General features: G+C 64.5%; 19 protein-coding genes and 1 other annotated feature. Of the genes, 11 read left to right on the top strand and 8 right to left on the bottom strand.

Annotated features, from left to right (window positions below):
• The first annotated feature begins 88 nt into the window (after positions 1-88).
• A complete protein-coding gene (locus CRJ03_RS04910) occupies positions 89-2,125 on the top strand; it encodes an NADH:flavin oxidoreductase (protein ID WP_104017798.1) in 2,037 nt (678 codons plus the stop codon).
• Position 2,126: 1 nt separating this feature from the next.
• On the top strand, positions 2,127-3,155 hold the full coding sequence (locus tag CRJ03_RS04905) for a trans-3-hydroxy-L-proline dehydratase (RefSeq protein ID WP_104017797.1): 1,029 nt from the start codon (positions 2,127-2,129) through the stop codon (positions 3,153-3,155).
• 143 nt (positions 3,156-3,298) lie between these two features.
• Here CRJ03_RS04905 and CRJ03_RS04900 read toward each other — a convergent pair whose 3' ends face one another.
• Genes CRJ03_RS04900 through dgcN form a run of 3 tightly spaced genes read right to left on the bottom strand, consistent with a single transcriptional unit; the run spans position 3,299 to position 6,182 of the window.
• On the bottom strand, positions 3,299-4,159 hold the full coding sequence (locus tag CRJ03_RS04900) for a D-amino-acid transaminase (protein WP_104017796.1): 861 nt from the start codon (positions 4,157-4,159) through the stop codon (positions 3,299-3,301).
• Positions 4,160-4,163: 4 nt separating this feature from the next.
• On the bottom strand, positions 4,164-5,129 hold the full coding sequence (gene dgcA, locus CRJ03_RS04895) for an N-acetyl-D-Glu racemase DgcA (RefSeq protein WP_104017795.1): 966 nt from the start codon (positions 5,127-5,129) through the stop codon (positions 4,164-4,166).
• Positions 5,130-5,180: 51 nt separating this feature from the next.
• On the bottom strand, positions 5,181-6,182 hold the full coding sequence (dgcN, locus tag CRJ03_RS04890) for an N-acetyltransferase DgcN (protein ID WP_104017794.1): 1,002 nt from the start codon (positions 6,180-6,182) through the stop codon (positions 5,181-5,183).
• 258 nt (positions 6,183-6,440) lie between these two features.
• On the opposite strand from dgcN, the gene CRJ03_RS04885 reads away from it, so the two are divergent.
• On the top strand, positions 6,441-7,400 hold the full coding sequence (locus tag CRJ03_RS04885) for an L-malyl-CoA/beta-methylmalyl-CoA lyase (protein WP_104017793.1): 960 nt from the start codon (positions 6,441-6,443) through the stop codon (positions 7,398-7,400).
• Positions 7,401-7,466: 66 nt separating this feature from the next.
• Here the strand turns inward: CRJ03_RS04885 and CRJ03_RS04880 are convergent, their stop codons facing one another.
• Positions 7,467-8,402: an EamA family transporter gene (locus tag CRJ03_RS04880; RefSeq protein WP_104017933.1), complete on the bottom strand. Its 936-nt coding sequence runs from the start codon at positions 8,400-8,402 to the stop codon at positions 7,467-7,469.
• 104 nt (positions 8,403-8,506) lie between these two features.
• Here CRJ03_RS04880 and CRJ03_RS04875 point away from each other — a divergent pair, with 104 nt between their 5' ends.
• On the top strand, positions 8,507-8,953 hold the full coding sequence (locus tag CRJ03_RS04875) for an Lrp/AsnC family transcriptional regulator (RefSeq protein ID WP_240611557.1): 447 nt from the start codon (positions 8,507-8,509) through the stop codon (positions 8,951-8,953).
• Positions 8,954-9,041: 88 nt separating this feature from the next.
• On the opposite strand, the gene CRJ03_RS04870 is transcribed toward CRJ03_RS04875, so the two are convergent.
• On the bottom strand, positions 9,042-9,707 hold the full coding sequence (locus CRJ03_RS04870) for a DUF1028 domain-containing protein (protein ID WP_104017791.1): 666 nt from the start codon (positions 9,705-9,707) through the stop codon (positions 9,042-9,044).
• 101 nt (positions 9,708-9,808) lie between these two features.
• Between CRJ03_RS04870 and CRJ03_RS04865 the strand changes: the two genes are divergently transcribed.
• From CRJ03_RS04865 to CRJ03_RS04845, 5 genes are all read left to right on the top strand, one after another.
• Complete coding sequence (locus CRJ03_RS04865; RefSeq protein ID WP_104017790.1) at positions 9,809-11,389, top strand: ABC transporter substrate-binding protein; 1,581 nt, start codon at positions 9,809-9,811, stop codon at positions 11,387-11,389.
• A gap of 108 nt (positions 11,390-11,497) precedes the next feature.
• Positions 11,498-12,445, top strand: a complete 948-nt coding sequence (locus tag CRJ03_RS04860) for an ABC transporter permease (RefSeq protein WP_104017932.1) — start codon at positions 11,498-11,500, stop codon at positions 12,443-12,445.
• On the top strand, positions 12,442-14,307 hold the full coding sequence (locus CRJ03_RS04855) for a dipeptide/oligopeptide/nickel ABC transporter permease/ATP-binding protein (RefSeq protein WP_104017789.1): 1,866 nt from the start codon (positions 12,442-12,444) through the stop codon (positions 14,305-14,307). Before CRJ03_RS04860 ends, CRJ03_RS04855 begins: the two co-directional genes overlap by 4 nt.
• A complete protein-coding gene (locus CRJ03_RS04850; protein WP_104017788.1) occupies positions 14,308-15,264 on the top strand; it encodes an ABC transporter ATP-binding protein in 957 nt (318 codons plus the stop codon).
• Positions 15,233-15,997: a FadR/GntR family transcriptional regulator gene (locus tag CRJ03_RS04845; RefSeq protein ID WP_104017787.1), complete on the top strand. Its 765-nt coding sequence runs from the start codon at positions 15,233-15,235 to the stop codon at positions 15,995-15,997. The genes CRJ03_RS04850 and CRJ03_RS04845 overlap by 32 nt, the downstream gene beginning before the upstream one ends.
• A gap of 114 nt (positions 15,998-16,111) precedes the next feature.
• Here CRJ03_RS04845 and CRJ03_RS04840 read toward each other — a convergent pair whose 3' ends face one another.
• From CRJ03_RS04840 to CRJ03_RS04830, 3 genes are all read right to left on the bottom strand, one after another.
• Positions 16,112-16,966, bottom strand: a complete 855-nt coding sequence (locus CRJ03_RS04840) for a universal stress protein (protein WP_104017786.1) — start codon at positions 16,964-16,966, stop codon at positions 16,112-16,114.
• Between the two features lie 14 nt (positions 16,967-16,980).
• Entirely contained in the window at positions 16,981-18,471 is a 1,491-nt protein-coding gene (locus CRJ03_RS04835; RefSeq protein WP_104017785.1) for a SulP family inorganic anion transporter, read from the bottom strand.
• Between the two features lie 66 nt (positions 18,472-18,537).
• Positions 18,538-18,594 (bottom strand) — a sequence feature (sul1 is cis-regulatory element that is thought to sense ions involved in sulfur or methionine metabolism; They are found in Alphaproteobacteria).
• Between the two features lie 176 nt (positions 18,595-18,770).
• Positions 18,771-19,187, bottom strand: a complete 417-nt coding sequence (locus CRJ03_RS04830) for a hypothetical protein (RefSeq protein ID WP_104017784.1) — start codon at positions 19,185-19,187, stop codon at positions 18,771-18,773.
• 157 nt (positions 19,188-19,344) lie between these two features.
• Between CRJ03_RS04830 and CRJ03_RS04825 the strand changes: the two genes are divergently transcribed.
• Positions 19,345-19,557: a YgaP family membrane protein gene (locus tag CRJ03_RS04825; protein ID WP_104017783.1), complete on the top strand. Its 213-nt coding sequence runs from the start codon at positions 19,345-19,347 to the stop codon at positions 19,555-19,557.
• Between the two features lie 29 nt (positions 19,558-19,586).
• Positions 19,587-20,335 (top strand): MBL fold metallo-hydrolase (locus tag CRJ03_RS04820; RefSeq protein WP_104017782.1); only part of this gene is annotated, 749 nt, incomplete at its 3' end.

Genomic DNA, 20,335 nt, shown 5'->3' with positions numbered 1-20,335 from the left:
CAGTTCAAGAGGAATATACATCGATGAACTCAAGATTGACATATGTGAACATTTTGTGGAATCGTCCGCGGAACTCACGGAGGTTCCCATGACCAGCGATCCCCTTCTCCAGCCCTATCAGCTCAAGCACCTGACGCTGAAGAACCGGCTGATGATCACCAGCCACGAGCCGGCCTATCCCGAGGACGGAATGCCGAAGGACCGCTATCGCGCCTACCATGCCGAGCGGGCGCGGGCCGGTGTGGCGCTCACCATGACCGCCGGTTCGGCCTCGGTCGCGCGCGACAGCCCGCCGGTCTTCAACAATATCCTCGCGTGGAAGGACGAGGTCGTCGGCTGGATGAAGCAGCTTGCCGACGAATGCCACGAACACGATTGCGCGGTGATGATCCAACTGACCCATCTCGGCCGCCGCACCCGCTGGGACAAGGCGGACTGGCTGCCGGTGGTGTCGTCGAGCCACGAGCGCGAGCCGTCGCACCGGGCGTTCCCGAAAAAGGCCGAGGACTGGGACATTTCCCGCATCATCGAGGATTACGCCGATGCCGCCGAGCGGATGAAGGCGGCGGGGCTCGACGGGATCGAGTTGCAGGCTTACGGCCACCTGATGGACCAGTTCTGGTCACCGCTGACCAACGATCTCGACGGTGACTATGGCGGCAGCCTGGACAACCGCCTGCGCTTTACCTTCGAGACGCTGACGGCCATTCGCGAGCGCGTCGGCCCCGATTTCATCGTCGGCGTGCGCTACACCGGCGATGAAGACCTGCCCGGCGGGCTCACCAAGGAGGATGGGCTGCAAATCTCGCACCGGCTAAAGGATTGCGGGATGGTCGATTTCCTCAATGTCGTCAAAGGGCATATCGACACCGATGCAGGTTTGACCGACGTGATCCCGGTTCAGGGTATGCGCAGCGCGCCGCACCTGGATTTCGCCGGCGAGATTCGCGCCGCAACGCAATTTCCGACCTTCCACGCCGCCAAGATCCAGGACGTGGCGACCGCGCGGCACGCGGTGGCGTCGGGCAAGCTTGACATGGTCGGGATGACCCGCGCGCACATGGCCGACCCGCATATCGTGGCCAAGATCATGCGCGGCGAGGAAGAGCGCATCCGCCCCTGCGTGGGTGCGAATTACTGCCTCGACCGCATCTACCAGGGGGGGATGGCGCTGTGCCTGCACAACCCGGCCACGGGGCGGGAGATCGAGCAGCCGCACGAGATCGCCGAGGCCGAAACCAGGCGGCGCGTGGTGATCGTCGGGGCTGGCCCTGCCGGGCTGGAGGCCGCGCGCGTCGCTGCGGAGCGGGGCCACGAGGTGATCGTCCACGAGGCGGCAAACGATCCCGGCGGGCAGGTCCGGCTGACGGCGCAAACCGATCGACGCAAGGAGATGATCCAGCTCATCCAGTGGCGTTTCGAGGAGTGCGAACGGATGGGTGCGACCTTCCACTTCAACTCCTTCGCTGACGAGGCGACCGTGCTGGCCCATGATCCCGACGTGGCGATCGTGGCCACCGGCGGGCTGCCCCATACCGAGGTTCTCGATGAGGGCGATGCGCTTGTCGTCTCGGCCTGGGACATTCTGTCCGGCGATGCCCTGCCGGGCGGGAACGTGCTGATCTATGACGACGCCGGAGACTATGCCGCGCTGCAAGCCGCCGAGAAGATCGCGGCGACCGGCGCCAGGGTCGAGATCATGACCCGCGACCGCAGCTTTGCCCCGGAAGTCATGGCCATGTCGCTGACACCGTCCATGCGCGAGTTGCAAAAGCATGACGTGACCTTCACGGTGACGTGGAAGCTCGACGCGGTGCGGCGCGAGGGCAACGCGCTGCGCGCCACGATTGGCAGCGATTATGGTGGGGTCAGCCGCCAACGCCATGTCGATCAGGTGGTCGTCAACCACGGTACGCGGCCGCTGGACGATATATACTTCGATCTCCGTCCCGGCTCGATCAATCTTGGCGAGGTGGATTACGAGGCGCTGGTCGAGGGGCGTCCACAGGAGGTGGCCCGCAATGAACGCGGCGCCTACCAGCTCTTTCGCATCGGCGACGTGGTCGCCGCGCGTAACACACACGCGGCGATCTACGATGCGCTGCGGCTTTGCAAGGTGCTCTGACATGCGATCATCCAGGACAATCCATGTCATCTCTGCCCATGCCGAGGGCGAGGTGGGCGATGTCATCGTCGGCGGCGTCCTGCCGCCGCCGGGCGAGACGATCTGGGAGCAGAGCCGCTGGATCGCCCGCGACCAGAGCCTGCGCAATTTCGTCCTGAACGAGCCGCGCGGGGGCGTGTTTCGCCATGTCAACCTACTGGTGCCGCCCAAGCACCCCGAGGCGCAGGCGGCCTGGATCATCATGGAGCCGGAGGACACGCCGCCGATGTCCGGGTCGAACTCGATCTGCGTCGCGACCGTGCTGCTAGACGGGGGCCTTGTGCCGATGCAGGAGCCCGAGACGCACCTGGTGCTCGAAGCGCCGGGCGGGCTCGTCCGGGTGCGGGCGGAATGCCGCGATGGCAAGGCCGAACGCATCTTCGTGCGCAACGTCCCCTCCTTCGCGCAGAAGCTGGGCGCACGCCTGGAGGTGGAAGGGGTGGAGACGCTGACCGTGGACACCGCCTATGGCGGCGACAGTTTCGTGATCGTGGACGCGGAAACGCTGGGGTTTTCCCTGACGGAAGACGAGGCGCACGACATTGCCACGCTCGGCGTCAGGATCACCGATGCCGCCAACGCGCAGTTGGGATTCACCCACCCCGATAACCCGGACTGGCGGCACATCTCGTTCTGCCTGTTCGCCGGGCCGCTGCGCGAGGGGCTGGAGGGGATGGAGACCGGCGCCGCCGTCGCCATCCGGCCCGGCAAGGTGGATCGCTCGCCCACCGGCACCGCGCTGTCGGCGCGCATGGCGGTGCTGCACGCCCGCGGCGCGATGAAGGAGGGCGACCGGCTGACCGCCCGCTCGGTGATCGGCTCGACCTTCTCGGGCCGGATCACCGGCGAAACCATGGTAGGCGGCAGCCCGGCCATCCATCCCGAGATTTCCGGTCGCGGCTGGATCACCGGGATGCACCAGCACATGCTGGATCCTTCGGACCCCTGGCCGGAGGGCTACCGGCTGTCCGATACGTGGGGCGCACGCTGATCTGACGTCCCCTGACGGTGTGCGGTGTTACTCGAAAGCCCGGAGGAAACCGCGTGCGTGCCGAGAGACCACGCGCCCCGACTGCCATCGTCAATCTTGACCGATTGCTGGTCCGGGTCGCGTGCGTGTCTTGAACGCCCCCCTCAAACCGCCGATTTCAGGCTTTCTTCGAGGTAGATCTCGCGCAGGCGTTTGGCCACCGGGCCGGGTGTGCCGTCGCCGAGTGCCGTGCCGTCGATCTCGACCACTGGCATGACGAAGGCCGAGGCGGAGGTGACGAAGGCCTCGTCGGCGGCCTTGGCCTCGTCCATGGTGAAGGCGCGCTCTTCCACCTGCATCTGTGCCTCGCGGGCAAAGCGCAGCACGGCGGCGCGGGTGATGCCGTGGAGGATGTCGGTCGACAGGTGCCGGGTGACGATGGTGTTGCCCTTGACGATATAGGCGTTGTTCGACGTGCCTTCGGTCACATGCCCGTCCTCGATCATCCAGGCATCGTCCGCGCCGGCCTTCTTTGCCATCATCTTGCCCATCGAGGGGTAGAGCAACTGCACCGTCTTGATGTCGCGGCGGCCCCAGCGGATATCCTCTATGCCGATCACCTTGATGCCGGTCTTCGCCGCTGGGCTGTCGGCGAGGCCGGGCTTGGATTGGGTGAAGAGCACCAGGGTCGGTTCGGTCGTCTCGGGGTCGGGAAAGACGAAATCGCGGTCGCCGTCGCTGCCGCGCGTGACCTGAAGATAGACCAGCCCGTCGGTGATGCCGTTGACGCGGACCAGCTCGCGGTGGATGTCGAGCAGGTCGTCGAAAGCGGCGGGCTTTTTCATGTCCAGTTCCGACAGCGAGCGCTCCAGCCGCGCGAGGTGGCCGTCGAAGTCGATGAGCTTGCCGCCCAGGACGCTCGTCACCTCGTAGACCCCGTCGGCCATCAGGAAGCCGCGGTCGAAGATCGAGACGGTGGCCTCGGTCTCGGGCAGGTACTCTCCGTTCACGTAGACAGTGCGCATATCGTCATCCCCACAGGGCCGCCTCGGGCGGGTGAACCCCGGCGGCGTCGAATATCAAGGCGTTTTCCCGGTCTTCGGCCAGAAGCAGCGGGCCGTCAAGGTCCGTCACCGCCGCCCCCTGCGCCACCAGCGTCGCGGGCGCCATCGCGAGCGAGCTTCCCACCATGCAGCCCACCATGATGCCGTAGCCCCCGGCACGCGCGGCGTCGCGCAAGCTGAGCGCCTCGGTGAGCCCGCCGGTCTTGTCGAGCTTGATGTTGACCATGTCGTATTTCCCGGCGAGCGCGGGCAGGCTCGCACGGTCGTGGCAGGATTCGTCGGCGCAGACCGGCACGGGGCGATCCATCCCGATGAGCGCGTCGTCATCCCCCGCTGGCAGCGGCTGTTCCACCAGCGCGACGCCGAGCCGCGCGAGGTGCGGCGCGAGATCGGCGTAGATATCGGCGCTCCACCCCTCGTTGGCATCGACGATGATGCGCGAATCGGGCGCGCCGCGCCGCACCGCCTCTAGCCGGGGCATGTCGTCGGGCGTGCCCAGCTTGATCTTGAGCAGGGGCCGGTGCGCATGTTTCGCCGCCTGCGCCTGCATCGCGTCGGGGCTGTCGAGCGAGAGCGTGTAGGCGGTGATCTCGGGCCCCGGCGCGGGTAGCCCGGCGAGTTCCCACACGCGGCAACCGCGACGCTTGGCCTCGAGATCCCACAGCGCGCAATCCACCGCGTTGCGCGCCGCGCCGGCGGGCAGCAGATCGGGAAGCGTCTCGCGCGTCACCGCCCCGGGCAGGCCCGCGATCTGCGCCGCCACGCTGTCCAGCGTCTCACCATAGCGGGCGTAAGGCACGCATTCGCCCCAACCGGTCGCGCCGCCGTCCTGCACCCGGACCGTCAGCACCTGTGCCTCGGTCCGTGAGCCCCGGCTGATGGTAAAGACCTGCGCCAGCCGGAAAATGTCGCGCGTTACCGAAATCTCCACGCGGCCCCCTTTCATCTTTCCAAAAATACTCCCGCCGGAGGCCCCGCCCGATCAGATCGCGGCCAGTGCGTCCACCAGCGTGCCCGGGCCGAAACGGTAGGGATCGGTGGCCGGCAGGCCCATCTCGGCCTCGACCTTTTCAAGGTAGGCGCGCGCCGCGGCCTCGTCCATGTGTTGCGTGTTGACCGACACGCCCGCCACCACGCAGGCCGGGTTCGACACCCGCGCCAGCGGCAGGGCGGTGTCGCGCAGCGTCTCGAGCGACGGCAGCGTATAACCCGGAAGCCCGCGCATGTGGGGCCGCGTCGGTTCGTGGCACAGGATCAGCGCGTCGGGCTGCCCGCCGTGGATGAGCGCCAGCGTCACCCCCGAATAGGAGACGTGAAACAGGCTGCCCTGTCCCTCGATCATGTCCCAGTGGTCGGGGTCGTTGTCGGGGCTGAGGTATTCCACCGACCCGGCCATGAAATCGGCGATCACCGCGTCGAGCGGCACGCCGTGGCCGGTGATGAGGATGCCGGTCTGCCCGGTGGCGCGGAACGTGGCCTTCATGCCACGCGCCACCATCTCGGCTTCCATTGCCATCGCGGTATACATCTTGCCGACCGAGCAATCGGTGCCGACGGCAAGGCAGCGCTTGCCGGTGCGCTTGACACCGTTGGCGATGGGATAGCCCACGGTCGGCACCCGCACGTCGTGCAGCGTGCCGCCATGCGTCTGCGCCGCGGCCACGAGATCGCCCTCGTCGCGAAGCAGGTTGTGCAGCCCGGAGGCGAGGTCGTAATCCATCTCCAGCGCCTCGATCAGCACCTTCTTCCATTCCGGGCTGATGACGCCGCCGCGATTGGCCACGCCGATGACGAGGGTCTTGGCGCCCGCCGCGCGTGCCTCGGCCAGCGTCATGTCGGGCAGTCCGAGGTCGGCGCCGCAGCCGGGCAGGCGGATCTGCCCCAGCGCGTTCTCGGGCCGCCAGTCGCGGATGCCGATGGCGACCTTGGCGGCAAGCATGTCGGGCGCGTCGCCCAGGAACAGCAGGTACGGTGTCTCGATCATGGCGGTCTCCTTGGCGCGGTGCGCGTTCGCGCGCAGACTGCACCGGATGCTGCGCCATTTTCTGCCGGAATCAATGGGGATGCCGGAAATTTCGGGGGATTCTTCGGCCTTCGGCACGATTTCGCGAAGGTTCTGCGCATGGGTGCTGGTGTGGTTTGCATCCCGTGGTGTACGAAACCGGCTTGCGCAGGTGCGCGCAATTTCATACCTCCGACCCGGAGTATCCACGCAATTTCCGAACCAAGGGAGCGATCCGAGATGAGCTTTCGCCTGCAACCCCAACCGCCCGCACGGCCCAACCGCTGTCAGCTTTTCGGCCCCGGCTCGAACGACAAGCTGTTCGAGAAGATGGCTACGAGCGCCGCGGATGTCATCAATATCGACCTGGAGGATTCGGTCGCGCCCACCGACAAGGACGCCGCGCGCGCCAATACCGTGCGTGCCATCAACGAGGTGGACTGGGGCAACAAGACGCTCTCGGTGCGGATCAACGGGCTCGACTCGCCCTTTTGGTATCGCGACGTAGTGGACCTGCTGGAACAGGGCGGCGACCGGCTTGACCAGATCATGATCCCCAAGGCGGGTTGTGCGTCCGATATTTACGCGGTCGATGCGCTGGTGACCTCGATCGAGGCGGCGAAAGGCCGCGAGAAGCGCCTCGGCTTCGAGGCGATCATCGAGACGGCGGCGGGGATTTCCCATGTCGAGGAGATCGCGGCGGCCTCTCCCCGGATGCAGGCGCTGAGCCTCGGGGCGGCGGATTTCGCGGCGTCGATGGGCATGTCCACGACCGGCATCGGCGGCACGCAGGAGAATTACTACATGCTGCGCGAGGGCGAGAAATACTGGTCCGACCCGTGGCACTGGGCGCAGGCCAATATCGTCGCCGCCTGCCGCACGCATGGCCTCTTGCCCGTGGACGGGCCGTTCGGCGACTTCTCGGATGACGAGGGATTCCGCGCGCAGGCGCGGCGCTCGGCCACGCTGGGGATGGTCGGCAAATGGGCGATCCACCCCAAGCAGGTGGCGCTGGCCAACGAAATCTTCACGCCCACCGAGGAATCGGTGCAGGAGGCGCGCGAGATACTGAAGGCGATGGAAGAGGCCAAGGCCCGCGGCGAAGGCGCCACGACCTACAAGGGCCGTCTCGTGGATATTGCCTCGATCAAGCAGGCCGAGGTGATCGTGAAGCAATCCGAGATGATCGCCGCGATGTGAGCCTGCCCCAACGGACCGGCGCCACGCGCGCCGGTCCGTTTTTGTGCAGTGACCGGCGGCATGGACTCAGGCGGTGGTCTGCCCGGGGACGGTCGGCGGCGCCGGCCGGTGCACCGCCACCCCGATCATGACCAGAACGACGCCGAGGATATCCACCGCGCCGGGAACCTGGCGCAGCACGATGGCCCCGATGATCGTCGCCGATGCCGGCAGCAGCGCCAGCAGCAAGGCAAAGCTGGCGCGTGGCAGGCGCGCCATGGCGAGCTGATCGCAGACATAGGGGATGACCGAGGAGCAGATGCCGACACCGATCCCCGCCAGCACCAGCAAGGGCGCACCAAAGGCGGCGAGCGCTTGCATGAACCCGATCGGCATGACGAAGAGAAACGCCGCCGCCATGGCTGCCCCGAGCCGCTCTACCCCGCCCGAGGCGCCACTTTCGGAAATCCTGTGCCCGAGAACGATGTAGAGAACGAACAGGGCGCCGTTCAGGATCGCCCAGAACAGGCCCAGAAGATCGGATGTCATTGCCGCGCCGTCGGCCGCCAGAAGCGCGGGAATGTCGATCAAGAGCGCGACCCCCGCGACTGCCAGAACGAGGGCCAGCGTGTTGCGCCCGGTCCGTAACCCCCACAGCGCGATGCCGATCGTCCCGAGGAACTCTATAGCCGCGACAAGGGCGATCGGCAGCCGGTCGAGGGCAAGGTAGAACGCGCTGTTCATCACGGCGAGGCAGGCGCCGAGGGCCAGCAGGAGAACGCGCTCGCGGTGCGTTGACCGCCGGAATGTTTGCCAGGGCCTTGTGACCGGGGCGAATATCAACGCCGCCGAGGCGATGCGGAACCACGCGATGCCAAGAACCCCGGCGACCGGGAACAGCAGCACGGCGAAAGACGGTCCAAGATAGTGGAAGACCGCGGAGACGCCGAACCATGCGTGCGGAGGGACAGCGTCCGACAGGCGCGACATCGCGCCGGGAGCGTTCGGTGCTTGATCTTTCATCCTGACATGATGCAAGGTAAATTTGGCCAAATATATGGAAATCAAGCATGTCAAACACGGAATATGTGAATAATAAGGAGGTAAATTCGCGTGCATGCCTTCGTTTGAAAGAAGCCGGGTTCGATGCCATCGACGCAGCGATTCTTCGCGAGTTGGCCGCTGACGCGCGCATCCCGCGGGCCGAGCTTTCGCGGCGCGTCGGCCTGTCGGCACCGAGTGTGGCGGACCGGGTGCGGCGGCTTGAGGATGTCGGGATCATCACCGGATACGGTGCGCGTATCGGCCCGGCACGCCTCGGCTATGGTCTGACGATCCTGATCCGGGCGCGGCCGCTGCCGGGAGAGATGCACAACATGATCGAGGCGATCCGCGGGACACCGCAGATCGTGGCCTGTGACCGGGTGTCGGGCGACGATTGTTTCGTCGCGCGGGCGCATGTGCGCGATGTCGCGGAAATGGAGGCGGTCATTGACAGGATCGTCCCCTTCGGCGCGACGAACTCTTCTGTCGTGCAATCCTCACCGATCGAGGAGCGGTTGGTGGAGCTTTGACGGCTGGTATCCGTGCGCCGATTCCTTCTGCCTTTGACCGGCGCGGATTTTCCCCCAGTTATGCCGCAACGCGGCCCGCACGCCCCGGTCAGTCGAGGGTGCGCTGCCTGTCCCTGGCGGTCGGAACCTGGTCTGTCCATTTCGCATACGACCCCGTCGTTGCCCTGACATGCAGGTCCCGGAGCGCGCCTATCGGGTCGTCCGGGTGATAGTCGATCCGCAAGGTCAAAGGCGGTTTGCCAGGATGCAGCACCAGTAGCGCGGCGGATAGAAGCCCGCGGTAATCGCCACCTTCCTGTGCGGCCGCATGAAGCGCCGACAACAGGCGATGATCGAACCCGCCTCGGGTGTGCAGGAAGCGATCCGCCATCGCGTCAAGAACACCTGTGCTGGTCAGCATGTTGCCGGAAACGATCCCGTCCGCGAAGCCCAGGCTGCCCTTTTCCGGTTCGTTCGAGGCGCCGGTAAAGGCGCCGGTCTGCCCGGACAGGTCCAGCGCTGCCAACTGGCGGTAATCGCGGCCTTTGTCATCGCTCGTGACCCGGTCCACGGCTTGTTCGGCTCCGGCGCCGTTGCGCATCATGTGCAGCACGTCTTCCCCCCACAGGGTCGATGGGGCGGCGCCCTGGCTGGCCGACATCCCGGCCGCCAGATCGCCGCGCAGGACCCAGCCGCCGACACACAGAGAGCCCGTTGCGGCGGCGCCGCCGATGGCGCCGGTTTCTGGGTCGCGGGCGAGAATCGAAAAGGTCATATCGGTCCACTATCAACAGAATCCGGAATTTATCATGAAAAATTGACCGAAGCAATTTATCATGATAAATTAAGCGGATCATGCCAACAGGGAGATCAACGATGACATTCATGACCTGGACCCGCCGGGGACTGATGGCGGCCGCCACGGGAGCGGTGCTGGCCATCGGCGCCGTCACGTCCTCTGCAACCGCCCAAACCCCGCCCGGCGTGCTGATCGTCGGCCAGATCGCCGAACCGAAATCGCTCGATCCCGCGGCCGTGACCGCGGTGAATGATTTCCGGATACTGGTGAATGTTTACGAGGGGTTGACCCGTTACAAATCCGGGGCGCTTGAGGTCGAGCCGTCGCTTGCCACGGACTGGTCGATCAGCGAGGACGGCACGGAATATACCTTTTCGTTGCGCGAGGGCGTAACCTTTCACGATGGCACCCCGTTCAATGCCGATGCGGTGAAGTTCAACTTTGACCGGATGCTGGATGAGACCCATCCCTATCACGATACCGGCCCGTTTCCGCTGTCGTTCTTCTTTGGATCGGTGGAATCGACCGAGGTAGTCGATGACATGACGGTGAAATTCACCCTCAGCGAGCCTTATGCCCCGTTCCTGTCGAACCTGGCTTATCCGACCGGTCTGATCGTCTCGCCCGCCGCTGTCGAGGCGCATGAAGAAGAGTTTGGCCGCAACCCCGTGGGCACCGGCCCGTTCAGGTTCGTCGAATGGCGCTCGAACGAAGCCGTGGTCGTCGAGCGTAACGATGACTACTGGGGCGACGCCGCCGGGACCGAGGCGGTTGTGTTTCGCCCGATCACCGATGCCAACACCCGCGTGGCCGAGATGCTGGCCGGCGGTATCGACCTGATGGTCGAGGTGCCGCCGACATCGCTGGGTCAGTTCGAAGGCGACGGGTTCGAGGTCTCAGAGCAGGCGGGACCGCATGTCTGGTTCCTGATCCTGAACGCCAAGGAAGGCCCGTTTGCCGACAAGAGGGTGCGCCAGGCCGCCAATTACGCGATCGACAAGGAGGCGATCGTGAATGACGTGCTGGAGGGTACCGCTACCGTGGCCGCGGGCCCCACGCCGCCCGCCTTTGCCTGGGCCTATAACGACGCGCTGGACCCGTACCCGCATGACCCGGAAAAAGCCAAGGCGCTGATCGCCGAGGCCGGGGCAGAGGGCGCGGAGCTTACCTTCTACGTGACCGAAGGCGGCTCGGGCATGCTCGATCCGGTGCCGATGGGCACCGCGATCCAGGCCGATCTGGAGGCCGTGGGTTTCGACGTGACGATCGAGACCTACGAGTGGAACACGTTTCTGGGCGAGGTGAACCCGGGGCTGGAAGGCAAGGCCGACATGGCCGAGATGGCGTGGATGACCAACGATCCTGACACGCTGCCTTACCTGGCGCTGCGGTCCGAGGCGTGGCCCGACAAGGGCGGGTTCAACTCGGGCTACTACGCCAATGAGAAGGTGGACGAGTTGCTGGACGCCGCCCGCACGGCCACCGATCAGGACGAGCGCGCGCGGCTCTACCGCGAGATGCAGGCCATCGTGCAGGAAGACGCGCCGTGGGTCTTTGTCGCCAACTGGAAACAGAACGCGGTGACCAGCGACCGGGTGGAAAACTTCGGCCTGGAGCCTTCGTTCCTGTTGTATCTGCAAGACGTGGTGAAAAACTGATGCCTTCGGCCCCGGGCGCCACGCGTGCCCGGGGCGCAGCCGGAATCCTGAAAGGATCCCGGCGCGTTTTCTTGTGAAGAAAACGGTATGGCGCGCGGAGGGGCGATCATGGGCGGCTATATCCTCAAACGGCTGATCTCGGCCATCCCCGTGCTTTTGGGGATCACCATCATCGTTTTCCTGATCATGTCGCTCATTCCCGGCGATCCGGCGACGGCGATCCTGGGGTCCTACGCCACGCCAGAGAACGTGGCGAAGATCAACCGCGACCTGGGTCTCGACAAGCCGCTGGTGCAGCGATATTTCATCTGGCTTTCCAACATGCTGACCGGTGATTTCGGGCGCTCCTACTCATTGAACCGCCCGGTCATCGACGAGGTGCTGGAACGGTTCAACGCCACGCTGATCCTGGCGGGCACGGCGTTTGTCCTGTGCTCGGTGCTCGGCATTCTTGCCGGGGTGGTTTCCGCTGCCCGCCAGTATGGCTTCGCGGACAAGGCGATCACCTTCGTGGTGCTCATTGGCATTTCGGTGCCGTCCTTCTTTCTCGGCATGATGATGATCCTGCTCTTCGCGGTGAACCTGCGGTGGCTTCCGGTCAGCGGAATGTTTGCTATCTATGGTGGCGGTGACCTGCCCGACCTGATCCGCCACCTGATCATGCCGTCGCTGGCGCTGGCAGCCGTGGCCACCGGGGTCATCGCGCGGCTGTCGCGGTCGGCCATGCTCGAAGTTCTGAGGCAGGATTACATCCGAACCGCGCGCGCCAAGGGCGTGCATGAGCGCCGCGTGATCATGGACCATGCCCTGCGCGCGGCGATGGTTTCGATCATTCCGGTGCTCGGGATTCAGGCCGGGTTCGTTCTGTCGGGTGCCGTCTATATCGAGATTGTCTTTCAATGGCCGGGCGTGGGCCGGATGCTGGTCGACGCGATCCTGACGCGCGACCTGTTGCTGGTGCAGGGGGGCGTCGTTTTCGTTGCGGCCTGCTACGTGATGTTCAATATCGCCGTGGATGTGGCGCAAGGCCTGCTTGATCCACGGATCAAGACATGACCGCGTTCCTGAAACTTCTCTTTCGCAACCGGCTGGCGGCGATGGGTGCGGTGGTGCTGACCGCTATCCTGATCCTGGTGCTGATCACGCCGCTCCTGCCGCTGCAAAACCCCGACGCCACCGCCACCGCCGATCGTTTCAAGCGGCCCTTTACCGAGGGCTACCTGTTGGGCACCGATCACCTCGGCCGCGACCTGGCCAGCCGCCTGCTGCACGGCACGAGACTGTCGCTGGCCGTCGGTGTCGTCGCGGCGCTGATTGCCGCGACGATCGGCTCTGCCATCGGGATTGTTGCTGGCTATTTCGGGGGGCGCACCGACAACATCATCATGCGCGGCGTCGATATGTTGATGGCGTTCCCCTACATCCTGCTGGCGCTGGCCATCGTCGCCGCCCTCGGCCCCGGGCTGATGAACGCGCTCATTGCCGTGGCGGCGGTGAACGTGCCGTTCTTTGCCCGGAATATCCGCGGCATCACCGTCGGCCTCGCGGGCCGCGAGTTCATCGACGCGGCGCGGCTGGCGGGGATGGGCCATACCCGTATCATCCTGACCGAGTTGCTGCCCAATGTGCTGCCGGTGATCATCATCGCGATGTCCACCACGGTAGGCTGGATGATCCTCGAAACCGCCGGGCTCAGCTTCCTAGGGCTCGGCAGCCAGCCGCCGCAGGCCGATCTCGGCTCGATGCTGGGCGAGGCGCGCTCGGCGCTCATTTCGCACCCGCACACCTCGATCGTGCCGGGGATCATGATCTTCCTGATCGTGATGTCGATCAACCTGCTGGGCGACGGGGTGCGTGATGCGCTTGACCCGCGGCTGCGGTCCGGTGCGCTCAGCCGGCCGCGCGCCACCACGCTGGTCGAACGTGCCGGCGATATCCCCGCTGCCACCGACGACCTGCTTGCCATCCAGAACCTGGAGACCCAGTTCCATGTTGGCAAACGCATCTACCGCGCCGTGGGGGGCGTGTCGCTGGCCGTGAAGCCCGGCGAATGCCTCGGCGTGATTGGCGAATCCGGCTCGGGCAAATCCGTCACCGCGCTCAGTGTCATGGGCCTCGTCGCCTCGCCGCCGGGCGTGATCACCGGCGGGGCGGTGCGGTTCCAGGGCGAGGACCTGATCGGTGCCCCTTATGAAAGCCTGCGCCGGAAGCGCGGCGACAGGGTGGCGTATATCTTTCAGGATCCGCTCTCGACGCTGCATCCGCTCTATCGCGTAGGCGAGCAACTGGCCGAGGCGATCCGGTCGCATCACAAGCTCGGCAAGGCCGAGGGGCGTGCGCGTGCCGTTCAACTGCTCAAGGACGTGCGGATTCCCAATGCCGAAAGCCGCATCGATGACTATCCGCACGAGATGTCTGGCGGGATGCGGCAGCGGGTCGGTATCGCCATGGCGCTGGCCAATGAGCCGGACGTGATCATCGCCGACGAGCCGACAACGGCGCTGGATGTGACCGTCCAGGCACAGATATTGTCGCTGCTCGATGATCTGCGACGCGAGCGCGGGTTGGCGATCATCTTCATCACCCATGATTTCGGCGTGGTGGCGCAGCTCTGTGACCGGGTGGCGGTGATGTATGCCGGCCGGATCGTCGAAGAGGGGCCGACCCGGGCTGTGCTGGATGCCCCCGCCCATCCCTATACCCGGCGGCTGATCGCCTGCGTGCCGGAACTGGGGGGTGGGCGGCGCGCACTGGCCGCTATCCCCGGCCTGCCACCGGCAGTGGACGATCTGCCGTCGGGATGTGCCTTTGCGCCGCGTTGCGACAAGGCGCGGGAAAGCTGCCGGGCCGGTGACATTCCGCTGGCGGGTACGCACCCGCGTGCCGTGCGCTGCCTCTATCCCGAGGAGGCCGTCTAGATGCCCGCGCTCAGGATCGAGAACCTCGCCAAGACCTTTCCGCTGAAGAAACCGCTTTTCGGTGCTGCCGCGCCCGGGGTGCGTGCCGTCAGGCCGGTGAGTTTTGACGTCGAGACCGGCGAGACGCTGGGTGTCGTGGGCGAATCCGGTTGCGGAAAATCGACGCTGGCGCGGATGCTGGTGGGGCTGCTGGAGCCGACCGAAGGGCATATCGAGATCGAAGGGCGTGCGCTTGACACCGCCGACCCGGCGGCGTTCGGCAAGCTGATCCAGTACGTGTTCCAGGACCCCAACAGCTCGCTCAACCCGCGCAAGACCATCCGGCAGGTGATGGAGGCGCCGCTGAAACGGCTGCACCGCATGCCCCGGCCCGAGCGCGATGCGCGGATTTCGGAGATTTTTGCCTCGGTCAACCTGCGCGAGGAATTCCTCGACCGCTATCCGCACGAATTTTCGGGCGGACAGGCGCAGCGGATCGGCATCGCCCGGGCGCTGGCGGCCAACCCGCGGATCATGATCCTGGACGAACCGGTTTCAGCGCTGGATGTCTCGGTGCAGGCGCAAGTGCTGAACCTGCTGGCTGATCTGAAGGAAAAATTCGGCCTGACCTATCTGTTCATCACCCACGACCTGGCGGTGGTCGAGGCGGTCAGCGACCGGATTGTCGTGCTCTACTTTGGCTCAGTGGTCGAAATCGGCAAGGCCGAGAGCATCTTTGCAAACCCCCGGCACCCCTATACAAAACTGCTGGCGGACAGTGCACCGGTCGTGGGCCGGCCGCTGACCGCGCCCGAGCAGAAGGGGTCTGAACTGCCCGATCCGCTAAACCCGCCCCCGGGCTGTGCATTTGCCGGGCGGTGCCCGCGCGCGACCGACCTGTGCCGCACCCACGTGCCGGAGCTCAGAGAAATGGGAGAGGACCAGCTTGCCGCCTGCCACCACCCGATCGAAGACTGAACCGAAGCTCAGCAGACCGGTCCAGGTTGCCGAGGCGATCAAGGATTGGGTGGTCGAGCAGGGATTGCAGGCCGGTGACCGCTTGCCCGGCGAGGCAGAGCTGATCGAGCGGTTCGGCATGGCCAAGGGCACGATCCGCGAAGCGATGCGCATTCTCGAGGCGCAAGGTCTGATCAAGACGCGCACCGGCCCCGGGGGCGGCAGTTTTGTCCACGAGGTCAGCCGCCAACGCGCCAAGGCGCTTCTCGGAAATTATTTCTATTTCAAGGACCTGACCATTGGCAATCTCTACCAGCTTCGCCTGACGCTGGAGCCGGAACTGGCCGCAACGCTCGCGGGCCAATTGCCAGAGGAGGTGCTGCAGCTTCTCGAAGAGAACATTGCCGAATATTCCGAGCCGGCCACGACGCTCGACGAGGAACGCGAACAGCATGTTGCCTCGCTCCGCTTTCATGCCATCCTCGCGGAACAGGCGAAGAACCCGCTGCTTGGATTCATCATCGACTTCATGGTCAACCTGCTGACGGATCTCACCGTCTATCGGCGCCTCTATTCGCCGCCCAATATCGAGCTTTGGAAACAGGGGCGCGACCACCAGCAACGGCTTGTCGTGGCGCTTCGCGAGGGCGACGCCGATCGGGCCCGCGCCATCATGTCCGACCACATGGAAACCGCGTGGTCCCTGATGCGCCAACAGGAGGTCGAGATGAAAAGCCGGTTTATCTCGGAATAGCCTCCACCGGGGCCGTGGCTTGGCCACCGGCAGGACTGACACGGCCGAAATTGTCGATCGGTGCGGGCCGTGGAAAGCCGGTGGGGGGCCAGGAAGACGGCCCTGTCATGGCGATCACCGCATGAGAACGACAGGCACCTTGCAGCTACGCACCATCTCGGTCGTGGTGGAGCCGATCACCAGGCTGCGGATGCGGCTGTGGCCATAGGCGCCCATCACGACCATGCCGAAGCTCTCTTCCTCGACAAGCGTGCCAAGCTCGGTTTCCGGTTGCCCTTCGATGACGCGTGTCTCCGCCTCGATGCCTGCCGCCTTGAGCAGCGCCTTGGCATCTTCCAGCCCCTTGTTGATCTCGGTGGTTTCGCTGCCGACCGTGACGACGGTGACCTTGAGATCGGCGAAGAGCGGGCTGCGCGCGATGTGATCCACCGCCTTCATCGACGAGCTGCCGCCGTCATAGGCGACAAGCACCGACTGGATGGGTTGAAACGCGCGCGATGCGACAAAGACCGGTCGATGGGCTGCGCGCACGATGCGCTCGAGGTTCGAGCCCAGGTGCCCCTTGGCAAAATCCGCCGCTTCGCCGCGTTTGCCGATCAGGATGACCCGGGCATTCTCTTCGATCTCGGTGATCGTCTCGACGATGTCACCGTGGCGCAGGCGCGTGGTGATCTCTGTAACGCCGTCCTGATCGACAATCGCGCGCGCATCCTCCAGGACCGCGCGGCCGCGGTGGCTGATCAATTTAGCGCGCTGCGCGTCCAGTTCGGCCAGCTCTTCCATCAGTTTCGTCCGCGCCCCGAGACGGATCGAGCCCGAGAGATCCTGCTTCTCGGGGCCGCCACGGCGCCCGAGAACGTGAATCAATTCCACCGGCGCGTCGGTTCTCTTCGCGATCCAGGCCGCGTGATGACAGACGCTTTCCGAATAAATCGACCCGTCCACCAATGCGATGATCTTGTTGTTCATGGTTGTCGCCTCCCTCAATGGTCCATCAACGTCTTCATCGCGCCGGGCTTGTCGTGAATGGCCAGCCGATCGACGAGGGTTTCGGTCGCGTCATTCATGCCGACGACCTCGACCTCGGCCCCGTCACGACGGAACTTGAGTATCGCCAGGTCAAGCGCCTGAACAGAGCTGATGTCCCAGATATGTGCGCGGCTCACGTCGATCACGACGTGCTCCGGGGCTTCCTTGAAATCGAAGGCATCCATGAAATCCTCGACCGATCCGTAAAAAAGCTGGCCCTCGACGTGGTAGGTGCGCACACGCCCGTCATCGCTGATCTCGGAGTGAACACGAAACAGTTGCGCGATCTTGCCTGCAAAGAAAATCCCGGACAGCAGCACCCCCACCAGAACGCCAATGGCAAGGTTATGCGTGTAGACCACGGTCACGACCGTGGCGATCATCACGACAGAGGACGACTGCGGATGGGTGCGCAGTGCCTTGATCGACGACCAGGAGAACGTCCCGATCGAGACCATGATCATGATCGCCACCAGCGCGGCCATCGGAATGATGCTGACCAGATCGCCCAGAACGACCACCATGAACAGCAGGCAGACGCCCGCCGTGAAGGTCGACAGCCGCCCGCGCCCGCCGGATTTGACGTTGATGATCGACTGTCCGATCATGGCGCAGCCCGCCATGCCGCCGATAAAGCCGGTCGCGGTATTGGCAATGCCCTGCCCGACCATCTCCTGGCTGCGGTTCGATTTCGTGTCGGTCAGGTCATCGACGATGTTCTGTGTCATCAGGCTTTCGAGCAGGCCCACGACGGCCACCGCCACCGAGTAGGGCAGGATGATCATCAGCGTCTCGAAGGTGAGCGGGATCTGGGGGATGAGAAAGATCGGCAGCGTGTCGGGCAATTCACCCATGTCGCCCACCGTGCGCACGTCGAGCCCGAGCGCGAATGCCAGCACGGTGAGGACGACGATGGTGACCAGCGGCGACGGGATCGCCGTTGTCAGAAGTGGAAACAGGTAGAGGATCGCGAGACCGGCTGCGACCAGCACATAGGTCAGCCAGGTCACGTCGCGCGGGTCGAGTTCGGGCAGTTGCGCCATGAAGATCAGGATGGCGAGGGCGTTGACGAAACCCGTCATGACGGATTTCGAAACATACCGCATGATGAAACCCAGCTTGAAGACCCCGGCTGCAATCTGCAGCAGGCCCGCCAGGACCGTTGCCGCCAGGAGGTATTGCAAGCCGTGGTCTTTCACGAGGGTGATCATCAGAACGGCGGTTGCCGCGGTCGCGGCTGAAATCATGCCGGGCCTGCCGCCGGTGATCGCGACGATCACGGCGATCGAGAAGCTGGCGTAAAGCCCGACCTTGGGGTCGACACCGGCGATAATCGAAAAGGCAATAGCCTCGGGAATAAGCGCCAGCGCCACGACCAGACCGGCCAGAAGATCGCCGCGAATGTGTCCCAGCCACTGGCTGCGATAGGCGTCGAGTGAAATCATGTCATGGTATCCGATACCGGCAAGGCATGAGGGGCAAAGCCGGAGTGCAAGGGCACAGTTGATTGTCGTTGTCCGGCGGATCGGCGGCCGGAAAAGCCACCCGGGATTCCTCCCGGGTCCAGGTTCGCTGCGGCGCGGCATAGAGGGTTCCGTGATGGAGCGCAACTCGATTAAATATGGCTCCCCGGATCGCAACACGGAGCAAATGGGTGTTGGTCGCATGGCACACCCCGGGCGCTCCCGGATATGTCACGTCAAAGCACGGGAGAGACGGTGCCGACCACCACTGTTGCGTTCGATCAAGCGCAACGGTCCAAAAGCAACCGGACGGCGGCGTCGTAAGGGGCGGGATTTTCTTCCGCGCGCGCCGCGAGTTGGGCACCTTCAAGAAGCGGTAGCGCGGCAGCCGCCTCCGCGTCAGTGCCAAGCACGGCCTTGATCGATCCGTCCGTCTTGCCCAGTTCGAAGACCCCGGCAAGCCAGTTGATCATCATGGCGCGAAACCGGCTGATCCGTGTGATAGCATCCGCAGGCAGGCTTTCCTTGCTGGTCGAAAAGGATACGCAAAGGCACAGGCTTTTGCCGCCATCAAGGGCCGTGCGATAAAGGCTGATCAGCGCCTCGGGGCCTGCGTTCGCGCCCGGCAGGTAGATTGCGCAGACCTCGACGTTAGCTCCGGCCTCCATGATCTTCTGCATCAGGCCCTGCGGACTCATGTCGCGCGGCGGCTGCGGCGAGAAGGATCTTTTTCATGGGAGATTGAATATTTGCCAAACATATTCATATTACAGAATGCTTATGTGACCAAGTCACGGACAAGAAATACCAAAAGATATACTCGGTTAGTGATTTCAATCAAATCGGAGAGACTTGATGACTGCGAATATCGGAACTGTTGACAGGGTGTTGCGCGCCCTCATCGGTCTTGCGCTTCTGGCGATGGCGTTCGGCGGGTTCGTGCCTGCACTGGCCGTGGGTGCGCCGAAATGGATCGCGGTGGCGGTTGGTGTCGTGATGCTTGGGACAGCGGGGGTGCGATTCTGTCCGCTGTACCGAATTTTTGGCATCCGCACCTGCCAGCGCTGAGTTCTGGACAAATGAGAAGGGGTGCCATCATGGCAAACTATCCTGTGAACACGGACGTGACGCCGCAGATCGAGGCGTTCTTCGACGAAGACACGAACACGATCAGCTACGTGGTGAAAGACCCCGGGTCCAACGCCTGCGCGATCGTCGATTCGGTGATGGATATCGACTATGCGGCGGGGCGCATCACCCATGAGCATGCCGACGCGATGATCGCCCATATCGAGCGCGAGGGGCTAAGCCTCGAATGGATCATCGAGACCCATGTCCATGCCGACCACCTGTCTGCTGCGCCCTATATCCAGGAGAAACTCGGCGGCAAGATCGGCATCGGCGAGAAGATCCTCGTGGTGCAGGACACGTTCGGCAAGATATTCAACGAGGGCACCGAGTTTCAGCGCGACGGCAGCCAGTTTGACCGGCTGTTCGGGGAAGGTGACACCTACAGCGTGGGCGGCATGACCTGTTTCGCGATGCACACGCCCGGCCACACGCCCGCCTGCATGACCCATGTGATGGGCGATGCCGCCTTTGTCGGCGATACGCTGTTCATGCCCGACGGCGGCTCGGCGCGGGCCGATTTCCCCGGCGGGGACGCGGCCACGCTCTATGACAGCATCCAGAAGGTCTTGTCGCTGCCCGACACCATGCGCCTCTTCATGTGCCACGACTATGGCCCGAATGGCCGCGATATCCGGTGGGAGACCACGGTGGCCGAGGAAAAGGCGCACAACATCCACGTGGGCGGCGGCAAGACGAAGGAAGAATTCGTGCGCTT

Origin of the sequence: Roseovarius nitratireducens (assembly GCF_002925845.1) — a bacterium.
Lineage (GTDB): Bacteria > Pseudomonadota > Alphaproteobacteria > Rhodobacterales > Rhodobacteraceae > Roseovarius > Roseovarius nitratireducens.
Note: the sequence above shows the minus strand (reverse complement) of the source record. Positions and strands in the feature narration are given on the sequence as shown.